A 9,253-nucleotide genomic window follows, 5' to 3' on the forward strand; every position below is an offset into this window, starting at 1 on the left:
CCACGGCCCGGCCGGCCCCGGGGCGCAGCCCCGTTATCCGGCCCCGGCGCAAGCCGGGCAACCACCCGGCCGGGGACGGGGCGCAGCCCCAACGCCCCCGGGCCCACGGGGCACAGCCGACCCAGGCAACCACCCGGCCGAGCCCAGGACGCAGCCCAACGCCACGCCCGGGACCCGGGGCGCAGCCCCGGTGCGGGCCCCCGGGTCCGGGGCGCAGCCCCGTTATCCGCCCCCGGCGCAAGCCGGGCAACCACCCGGCCAGGCTCGGGGCGCAGCCCCGGCGGGATCCGGGGCAGGGCCTCGGGTTCGGGAAGGGGCGGGGTAGGGGAAAAGACCCCACCGCCTCACCGCCCAGCACAAGCCGGGGCCACCACCCGGCCCAGGACGGGGCGCAGCCCCGGCGGGGTCCGGGGCGGAGCCCCGGGTTCGGGAAGGGGCGGGGTGGGGAAAGCCGCCCGGCGCGGGCTACGTTTCGCGACCCAGCAGAGCTAGGAGTTTGGTCTGGGCGTCGGCGTTCGGTGGGGGGTCGACCGGGGCCGCGAAGAGGCCGCTCTTCTCCAGGTCCGCCGCGTAGGGGGCGACCTCCCGTACGGAGAAGTCGACCAGCGCCTTGGGGAGCCGTTCGTCGGCGCCGATGGCGCGGGAGAGGTCCCACGCGTGGACCGTCGCGTCGGCGGTCATCTGGGCGCAGTACTCCGTGGCGGGGCTCGCGCCGTAGGAGAGGGCGACGGTGCGTTCGAGGGCGCCCGGCTCCTGGAAGGCCGTGCGGGCGACGGCGGCGGCCGCGTCCCAGGTGGCGACGGGGTCCTCGCCGAGCTGGTCGCCGGACAGGACATCGGTCTCGCCGCCCGCGCTCGCGCCCTCGCGGAGCAGCGCCGGGACCCACATCTGCTCGACCGCCAGGTGGTTCACCAGGTCCCGCACGGTCCACTCGGTGCAGGGTGTGGGGGCGTCCCACTGGTCGGGCCGTACGGCGTGCACCCGCTCGGTGAACAGGTCCAGCGCCTCACCGTGTCTGGCCAGCAGCGGATTCTCCGCCGCCGGGTTCGCGGAGGTGTCAGTCATGCGCGCCGGGTACCCGCGCCCCGTGGCGTTAAAAAACGCGCAGAGGCGCCGGGCACGGGCCCCTGATCTCCCGTGCCCGGCGCCGCCCTCATCCCTACGCGGGCCGNCGCCGCCCTCATCCCTACGCGGGCCGCTCGGCCACGCGTCGGGTCCCCGGGCGGGGGTGCCTCAAACCTGGCGAAGAAATCTTCCTCAGGAATCCGGACCCGACCCGTCCGCGCCCGTGTCGATGCCGTGGCGACGGGTACGCGGGAGGGACGAAACACCCGGAACGCCGGGAGGGAAGTACATGCGACTCGGATTCCTGAATCCGCTGTTCGAACGCCCAGGCCCCTGGGCAACCGTTTACGTCGACACCTCGCACGCCGACCAGTCCTCGGCCGAGGAGCACGAGCGCCACGCCCGTGAGGCGTGCCGCCGGCTGGAGCAGCAGGGCGCCGACGCGCGCACCGTCCGTGCGGTGTACGACGAGCTGGCCACGGTGACACCGGCGACCGAGCCGGTGGGCCGGGCCGTCTTCGCCTCGCGCGGCGAGGTGGTGCTCGACCCGTCCCTGACGGCGCCGCCACAGGGCGCGCCCCACGCGTGCTGGTCGGCGCTGCCACACGTGGGGCCGCTGGTGGAGCTGGCGGGGGACGATCCGACCTGCCTGGTGGCGTACATCGACCGCACGGGCGCGGACTTCGAGCTGCGCGGCGCGCGCGGCGACCGGGCCGTGGGGCGGGTGACCGGGCAGCAGTGGCCGGTGCACCGCACCGCGACGGCCGACTGGTCGGAGCGCCATTTCCAGCTGCGGACGGAGAACACCTGGGAACACAACGCGGGGCTGATCGCGGACGAGCTGCGGGCCCGCCAGGAGGAGACGCAGGCCGATCTGGTGCTACTGGTCGGGGACGCGCGCGAGCGGCGCGCGGTACACGACCGGCTGCCGGAGCAGCTGCGCGGCCGGGCCGCGGAGACCGCGCACGGCGGCCGGGCCGCCGGTTCGGCCTCGCCCGGTACGCACGCCGCCCGCCTGCTGGACCGCGACGTGGACGAGGTGCGGGCCCGGCACCTGCACGACCACACCGGAGAGGTACTGGAGCGCTTCCGGGCGGGCCGCGTGCCCGCGGAGGGCCGTGTGACGGCCGCGGAGGGCGTTCCGGCGCTGGTCGACGCGGCGCGCGAGCACCGCATCGGCACGCTGCTGATCCGGCCGGACGGCACCGACCTGTACCGCGACGTATGGGCGGGGGCCGAGCCGGACCAGGTGGCGATGCGCCGTACCGACCTCCAGTACCTGGGCGACGCCCGGCCCGCCGCGGTGCGTGCCGACGACGCCCTGATCCGCTCGGCCGCGGCCACCGGCGCCGAGGTGCTGACGGTGCCGCCCGACGGGGCGGAGGACACGAACGGCGCCCCGGTCGGGGGGCTGGGCGCACTGCTGCGCTGGCCGTACGAGGGCGGCGCGCCGCAGTGAACTCTCGGGGACATGACCATCCCACGAGCCATACGGACCCGTGAAGGAAGGGGACCGACATGCAGCGAGGCAGCAACCGGCTGAGCGTTCACCGGGACGATGAGATGAAGCAGGAGCTTCAGGGTCTGATCCGTTCCGGACACCCGACCCGGGTCGAGGAGTGGCACGACCCGGAGCCCGCCGCCGACGACGACCCGGAGGTGACGACCGGTCCGGTGCCCGCGCCCGGGGCGACCGGCCAGGCGGAGGCGCTCCGCTTCGAGTTCGCCCGCCATCTGGGCCGTACGACGTTCCCGGCGGAACGGAGCGCCGTGCTGCGCGTGCTGCACGAGCGGCACGCCCCGGACCGGCTGATCGCCCTGGCCCAGGAGCTGCCCGCCCACGAAACGTTCCACACCGTGCAGGAGGTGGTCTCCGCGCTCGGCCTGCGCCCCGAGGCGTAGCCGCCCCGAGGCGTGGCGGCTCCCTCCACCCCGACACATCCGAAGAAGGCGAACGACATGCCTCAGTACGTGAAAGACGTCATGACGCCGACGGTCACCTCGGTGCGTCCCGATGCCTCGCTGGTGGAAGCGGCGCAGCTGATGCGCGCGCAAGACATCGGCGGCGTTCTCGTGGCGCTCGACGGTGAGTTGCTGGGCGTCCTCACCGACCGCGACATCACCCTGCGCGCGGTCGCGGACGGCGTCGATCCGCTGGCGGTCAGCTGCCATCTGGTGTGCACCCCGAACCCGGTGACCATCGGCCCCGACGAGGAGATCGCCGAGGCGGCCGCGCTGATGCGCAGGCATGAGGTGCGGCGGCTGCCGGTGGTCCGGGCGGGGCGCCCGGTGGGTGTGGTGAGCATGGGGGATCTGGAGCAGGGACGGGCGCCCGCCTGAGCGGTGGGTCCGAACGCCAAGAGGGCGGCGGGGAACGGGAGTTGCCGTACCCCCGCCGCCCTTTCTCGCGCCCACCGCAAGCCCACATAACGAGACGACTCTTCTCGTCATACGAGACGCGGCGTACGGTGGAGATCGTTTCCGCCCGCGGTCGACTCGACGCTCGATGAGGAGTTCCGTCATGCCGAACGACGCCGTCTACACCCACGGACACCACGAGTCGGTGCTGCGCTCGCACACCTGGCGCACGGCCGCCAACTCCGCGGCCTATCTGATCGGCCACCTCAAGCCCCCTATGCGCATCCTGGACATCGGCTGCGGCCCCGGCACCATCACCGCCGACCTGGCCGAACTGGTCCCCCAGGGCGAGGTCGTCGGCGTCGACACGGAGCCCGCCATCCTGGAGCGGGCGCGCTCGGCCGCCGACGAGCGCGGGCTGACCAACACCCGCTTCGCGGTCGCCGACGTCCACGCACTGGACTTCCCCGACGACTCCTTCTGCGTCGTCCACGCCCACCAGGTGCTCCAGCACGTCGGCGACCCGGTGCGGGCGCTGCGCGAGATGCGGCGCGTGTGCAAACCGGGCGGCATCGTCGCGGCCCGCGACGGCGACTACGCCACCATGACCTGGCACCCGCACGTCCCCGGGCTGGACGCCTGGCTGGACCTCTACCGCCGGGTCGCGCGCGCCAACGGCGGCGAGCCGGACGCGGGGCGCCGGCTGCGGTCCTGGGCCCTGGAGGCGGGCTTCCCCGCCTCGGCCGTCACCGCGAGCGCCGGGGCGTGGTGCTACGCCACCCCCGAGGAGCGGGCGTGGTGGAGCGGACTGTGGGCGGACCGCACGGTCGCGTCCTCGTACGCCCGGCGCGCGGTGGAGGGCGGCCACGCCACGGAGGCGGAGCTGCGGGAGATCGCGGACGCCTGGCGCGAGTGGGGCAGCCGGGACGACGGCTGGTTCGCGGTCCTGCACGGTGAGGTCCTGTGCCGCGTCTGACGTGCGGTTGAGGTTCAACTAGGCTCGCCCGCATGGACATCATGGGGACTTCACTGCGGGTCTGCGTCGACGATCTGGACTCCGCCATCAGCGTCTACGAACGACTCACGGGCGCCGAGGCATCCCGCTTCCAGCGGGGCGGCGTCTCGGTCGCGGCGGTCGGCTGCTTCTTTCTGATGAGTGGTCCGGAGTCGGAGATGGAGATCCTCCGCAAGATCACGGCGACGATCGCGGTGAAGGACGTGGACGAGGCGATCGCCGATCTGACGGCGGTCGGCGCGCAGATCGTCGCGGGCCCGATCCCCGCCCCCACCGGCCGCATGCTGGTGGCCCGCCACCCGGACGGGTCGATCTTCGAGTACGTGGACCGCAACCCCGGCGCCTGACGCCGCTCCCCCGGCCGGTCGGCGGGGGCCGCCTCCCCTGGCACCCTCGCCGACCGCGGTGACGCGGGCCCCAGCGGTCACGCGGGCCCCAGCATGTCGCTGGTCATGGCCCAGCGGTCGTGGTCGCGCCACGCCCCCTCGATGTAGAGGAAGTCCGGCGAGAAGCCCTCCAGCCGGAAGCCATGCCGCTTGACGAGCGCGGTCGACGCCTCGTTGCCGGGCTGGATGTTGACCTCGATCCGGTGCAGCCCGAGCGGCCCGAAGGCCTGCCGCAGCACCAGCCCGAGCCCCTCGGACATATAGCCGCGCCCGGCGGCGGGCGGGAAGGCGCCGTAGCCGATCGCGCCGCACTGGAACGCGCCGCGCACGATGTTGTTGATGTTGATGAATCCGGCGAGCGCGCCGGTCTCCCGTACGCAGACCAGGAAGCCGCGCCGGTCCTCCCGCTCCAGCTGGGCGATGAAGCCTTCGTACGCCTCGTCGGTCGTGGGCAGCGTCAGCCAGGGGCGGTGGAAGGAGACGCTCTGCCGCGCGAGCCGGACGAATTCGGCGCCGTCCTCCCGCCGATGGGGCCGGATGGCCGCGCGGGTTCCCTCGGCGAGATACGCGTGTTCGGGCATTGGTCAATGATGGTACGGAGGCCGGGTCTCCGCCACCGACTTCGACCGCAGCAGGCCGACGGCACGGACGACAGCAGGGCGACAGCAGACCCCTCTGGTCACATTCATGAACGCCAAACGCTCAGGGCCCTCTTGACTTTCCGGACCCGATGAGCGCCTGAAGTCCAGGTCAGCGCCGCGGAATAAGTGCTTCACGGGCCATTGACCGAGTGCATACAGAACCGTATGGTCCTGCGCACCACTCGTTGACTGTTCACAGGGATGAACATATCGCCAGGAGAGCACCATGGCACAGCAGGGACCCCCCGGCCAGGACGCGGCGCCCGCCCCGGAGCTGGTCGACCGGGCGGTGAGCAAGTTCTTGCGGCGCGTCATGCCGATGCTGGTGTTGATGCTGGTCGTCAATCAGATGGACCGCACCAACGTCGGGTTCGTCCAGGACGACCTCAGGGCCGACATCGGAGTCGGCGCCGCCGCCTACGGCCTGGGCGCGGGGCTGTTCTTCATCAGCTACGCCATCTTCGAAGTGCCGAGCAACATGCTCATGGAGCGCTTCGGCGCCCGCGTCTGGCTGACCCGCATCATGATCAGCTGGGGAGCGGTCACGCTCGCCATGTGCTTCATGCACGGCGCCACCTCCTTCTACGCCCTGCGCTTCCTGCTCGGCATCGCGGAGGCGGGGTTCTTCCCGGGCGTCATGTACTACCTCACCACCTGGCTGCCCGACTCCTATCGGGGCAGGGCCAGCGCCATCTTCCTCGGGGGCTCCGCGACCGCGTACATCGTCACCGGCCCGATCAGCGGCGCGCTCCTCGAAATGCACGGCCTCGGCGGCTTCGCCGGGTGGCGCTGGATGTTCGCCATGGAAGGCGCCATCTCGATCGCGGTGGGCCTCGTCGCCGCGTTCTTCCTCGTCTCCCGCATCAACGACGCCCGCTGGCTCACCACCGAGGAGCGGGCGGCCCTGACCGCGGCGATCGCGCACGACCGGGACACCCGCAGCCGCGAGCCCAAGGTGTCCCGGCTGCGCCTGGTGCTCCACCCGCAGGTCGCGCTGCTCACCCTCGTCTTCTTCGCCATGGCGCTGACCGGCTACGCCATCACCTTCTGGCTGCCGAGCCTGGTCGACGACATCGGCGGGCTGTCACCCTTCCAGGTCGGCCTGCTCTCGGCCATCCCGTGGATCTGCGCCGTGATCACCATGTACACCATGAGCCGCTACACCGACCGCATGCCGGACCGGCGCCCGTACCTCGCGATCGTGCTGGTGCTGTCGGCCGTCGGCACGTTCCTCGCCACGCTCGGCTCCCCGTGGTTCGGGCTCGCGGCCATCACCCTGGCCGCCGTCGGCAGCAAGTGCGGCGCCAACCTCTTCTGGCCGCTGGCCCAGTCCAGCCTCGACCTCAAGGTCACGGCCTCCGGGCTCGCCGTGATCAACTCTCTCGGCAACCTGGGCGGCTTCGTCGCCCCGACGCTCTTCGGCTACCTGGAGGAGAGCACGGGCAGCACCAACGGCGGGCTGTACGCGCTCTCCGCCGCCTCCCTGGTCGCGGTCATCGGGGTCTACCTGCTGCGCCGCCCGGGCGCCGGGACCGGCGCCGGTGCGGGCACCAAAGCCCCCGCACCGGCGCCCGCACCGTCCGCGCACTGACGCATCGTCCCCGGCCGGGCAGCGGGTGTCCTCACCCGTCCCGGCCGGGGTCGCGCAGCGCCATGGCCGCCGCGTAACCGGCATCCACCGGTACGTCGATCAGCGCCCACGGCCCCACCGGCACCGGCTCCCGGCCGGTGCCGACGTAGTCCTGCGCCGGGTCCTGGGACAGCCCGGTGCCGATGCCCTTCAGATACGCCTCCTTGCGCGTCCAGCAGCGACCGAAGGCGGCGGGCCGGTCCGCGGTCGGCAGCGCGTCCAGCTCGGCACGCTCCCTGGGGTGCAGGCTCTGGGCGACCTGGGCCACCGTGGAAGCGGACTGGAGCTTCTCCACATCGGCTCCGACCGGAGTCCCGGCGAAGGCGAAGAGCACCAGGTCACCGGCGTGCGACATATTGAAGTGGAGCGGGGCGCCGACCACCGCGGGGCGGCCGTGCGGGCCGCCGCAGCCGGGGCAGTCCTCCCGGGTGAACGGCACGGCGGCCGGGTCCACGCCCAGATAGCCGCCGAGCAGCTGCCGCAGCCCGATGTGGGCCGCCGTGTACCGCTCCCGGTCCTCGGCGCGCAGGAACCTCCCGGCCCGCTCCTGCTCCTCGGCGTCGAGGATCTTGCCGGGTGCGGCGGCGTCCAGGGCGGCGGTGAAGGCCGAGACGCTGAGCAGCCAGGTCTCGGGCTCGCCGCCCTGCGGCCACCCACCGGCCAAGGCGGTGGGCAGCGGCTCACGGCCGACGTGGCGCGGGGCCCGTGCGGGTGTCAACTGGCTCCTCCAGTACCAATGATGGCGAAACAGTTCGCATATCGGGTTTCAAGGCTGCTCACGCTACCGCTGCCGCACGACGGTCGGCAGTGCGCCCCGGACAATCCTCGCCGACGAGCGGCTGAACGCGGCGCCCTCACGTGCGCAGCTCCAGGGCGGGCACCCCGGCCCCGGGCAGGCCGAACGCGTGGGCGTACAGGGACAGTTCGGCCTCCAGGGCGCGGACCATGGTGTCGGCGCGGCGGAAGCCGTGCCCCTCGCCCTCGAAGGTGACGTACGCGTGCGGCACCCCGCGCCCCGCCATCGCCGCCAGGAACCGCTCGCACTGCGCGGGCGGGCAGATCGTGTCGTCCAGCCCCTGGAGCAGCAGGAACGGCGCGGTGATCCGGTCGGCCCGGTGCAGCGGCGATCGCTCCCGGTAGCGGTCCGGGACCTCGTTCACGGGGCCGATCAGCGACTCCGCGTACCGCGACTCGAAGTCATGGGTCTCGCCGGTGGCCCAGGCGGCGGGGTCGAGGATCGGGTAGATCACCGTGCCGCACGCGTACAGCCGGGTGGCGGTGAGCGACACGGCCGCCGTCCAGCCGCCCGCGCTGCCGCCGCGGATCGCCAGCCGGGCCCGGTCGGCGACGCCCTCGTCGGCGAGGGCTTCGGCGACGGCGGCGCAGTCCTCGACGTCGGCCACGCCCCACCGCTCGCGCAGCCGGTCGCGGTAGGCGCGGCCGTAGCCGGTGGACCCGCCGTAGTTGACCTCGACGACGCCGATGCCGCGCGAGGTGAAGTACGCGATCTCCAGATCGAGCACGAGCGGGGCCCGCCCGGTGGGCCCGCCGTGCGCCCACACCACATAGGGCGGCAGCTCGCCGGGCGGGGCGGTGTGGTGGGGGTTGTGGGGCGGGTAGAGCTGCGCGTAGATCTCGCGGCCGTCCGCCCCGGTGAAGGTGCGGACCTGCGGCCGGGGGTAGTACGCGGGGTCGACGGGGTCGGTGTGGGCGCTGCCGATGACGCGGGCGTGGCCGGTCAGGGTGTCCAGCTCCACGACCTCGTGCCCGCTGTGCGGGCTCGCGGCGACGCCGACGACCCGGGTGCCGTCCACGGCGAGCGTCGGCTCCCACTCGGTCCACGGCCCGGCGACGTCGGCCAGCTCACCGGTCTCGGGGTCGAGGATCCCGAGGGTCTGGGCGCCCCGCCCGTGCAGCACCGCGATCAGCCCGCCGTCCAGCTGCGCGAACCACCGGTGCCCGAGCTTCCACAACGGCCCCCCGAACTCCTCCTGGCGGGGGCACAGTTCACCCACCCCGGTATCCGCCCCGGGCGCGGCGGCGCCTGCCACTGGCGCGGCCTCCTCCCTCGGGGGCGCGGACCGGCCCGGTCCCGCGAGCGGGCCGGATCCGGCGGCCGGGGCCGAACTCGCCATCGCGGGCGCTTCCGCGTTCGGCC

The 9,253-nt window shown here is 73.5% G+C and carries 10 protein-coding genes; 6 read left to right on the forward strand and 4 right to left on the reverse strand.

What is annotated here, in order from left to right; genetic code table 11:
- Positions 1-465: 465 nt before the first annotated feature.
- Positions 466-1,065: a TIGR03086 family metal-binding protein gene (locus EEJ42_RS06765; RefSeq protein WP_123099067.1), complete on the reverse strand. Its 600-nt coding sequence runs from the start codon at positions 1,063-1,065 to the stop codon at positions 466-468.
- 289 nt (positions 1,066-1,354) lie between these two features.
- Between EEJ42_RS06765 and EEJ42_RS06770 the strand changes: the two genes are divergently transcribed.
- From EEJ42_RS06770 to EEJ42_RS06790, 5 genes are all read left to right on the forward strand, one after another.
- Positions 1,355-2,524 carry a baeRF2 domain-containing protein gene (locus EEJ42_RS06770; protein WP_123099068.1) on the forward strand — a complete coding sequence of 390 codons (1,170 nt, stop codon included), beginning with the start codon at positions 1,355-1,357 and terminating at the stop codon, positions 2,522-2,524.
- 59 nt (positions 2,525-2,583) lie between these two features.
- A complete protein-coding gene (locus EEJ42_RS06775; RefSeq protein ID WP_123099069.1) occupies positions 2,584-2,967 on the forward strand; it encodes a DUF2795 domain-containing protein in 384 nt (127 codons plus the stop codon).
- A 57-nt stretch (positions 2,968-3,024) separates the two neighbouring features.
- Positions 3,025-3,405, forward strand: coding sequence for a CBS domain-containing protein (locus tag EEJ42_RS06780; RefSeq protein ID WP_123099074.1), 381 nt, complete (start codon positions 3,025-3,027; stop codon positions 3,403-3,405).
- Positions 3,406-3,586: 181 nt separating this feature from the next.
- Complete coding sequence (locus tag EEJ42_RS06785; RefSeq protein ID WP_123099070.1) at positions 3,587-4,399, forward strand: methyltransferase domain-containing protein; 813 nt, start codon at positions 3,587-3,589, stop codon at positions 4,397-4,399.
- Between the two features lie 32 nt (positions 4,400-4,431).
- Positions 4,432-4,785, forward strand: a complete 354-nt coding sequence (locus EEJ42_RS06790) for a VOC family protein (protein ID WP_123099071.1) — start codon at positions 4,432-4,434, stop codon at positions 4,783-4,785.
- Positions 4,786-4,862: 77 nt separating this feature from the next.
- Here EEJ42_RS06790 and EEJ42_RS06795 read toward each other — a convergent pair whose 3' ends face one another.
- Complete coding sequence (locus EEJ42_RS06795; protein ID WP_123099072.1) at positions 4,863-5,405, reverse strand: GNAT family N-acetyltransferase; 543 nt, start codon at positions 5,403-5,405, stop codon at positions 4,863-4,865.
- 286 nt (positions 5,406-5,691) lie between these two features.
- On the opposite strand from EEJ42_RS06795, the gene EEJ42_RS06800 reads away from it, so the two are divergent.
- Positions 5,692-7,056 (forward strand): MFS transporter, encoded by a 1,365-nt coding sequence (locus tag EEJ42_RS06800; protein ID WP_184502973.1) that lies wholly within the window; start codon positions 5,692-5,694, stop codon positions 7,054-7,056.
- A gap of 31 nt (positions 7,057-7,087) precedes the next feature.
- On the opposite strand, the gene EEJ42_RS06805 is transcribed toward EEJ42_RS06800, so the two are convergent.
- Positions 7,088-7,813, reverse strand: coding sequence for a 4'-phosphopantetheinyl transferase family protein (locus EEJ42_RS06805; protein WP_123099073.1), 726 nt, complete (start codon positions 7,811-7,813; stop codon positions 7,088-7,090).
- 136 nt (positions 7,814-7,949) lie between these two features.
- A partial coding sequence (locus tag EEJ42_RS06810; RefSeq protein ID WP_246096169.1) for a S9 family peptidase occupies positions 7,950-9,253 on the reverse strand: 1,304 nt, incomplete at its 5' end.

Source organism: Streptomyces botrytidirepellens, from assembly GCF_003721215.1.
GTDB lineage: Bacteria > Actinomycetota > Actinomycetes > Streptomycetales > Streptomycetaceae > Streptomyces > Streptomyces himastatinicus.

Bases quoted from the DNA above. Each gene is read 5' to 3' on its own strand.
- EEJ42_RS06765 (WP_123099067.1), bottom strand. From the start codon at position 1,065: ATGACTGACACCTCCGCGAACCCGGCGGCGGAGAATCCGCTGCTGGCC.
- EEJ42_RS06790 (WP_123099071.1), top strand. From the start codon at position 4,432: ATGGACATCATGGGGACTTCACTGCGGGTCTGCGTCGACGATCTGGAC.
- EEJ42_RS06780 (WP_123099074.1), top strand. From the start codon at position 3,025: ATGCCTCAGTACGTGAAAGACGTCATGACGCCGACGGTCACCTCGGTG.
- EEJ42_RS06785 (WP_123099070.1), top strand. From the start codon at position 3,587: ATGCCGAACGACGCCGTCTACACCCACGGACACCACGAGTCGGTGCTG.
- EEJ42_RS06775 (WP_123099069.1), top strand. From the start codon at position 2,584: ATGCAGCGAGGCAGCAACCGGCTGAGCGTTCACCGGGACGATGAGATG.
- EEJ42_RS06800 (WP_184502973.1), top strand. From the start codon at position 5,692: ATGGCACAGCAGGGACCCCCCGGCCAGGACGCGGCGCCCGCCCCGGAG.
- EEJ42_RS06795 (WP_123099072.1), bottom strand. From the start codon at position 5,405: ATGCCCGAACACGCGTATCTCGCCGAGGGAACCCGCGCGGCCATCCGG.
- EEJ42_RS06770 (WP_123099068.1), top strand. From the start codon at position 1,355: ATGCGACTCGGATTCCTGAATCCGCTGTTCGAACGCCCAGGCCCCTGG.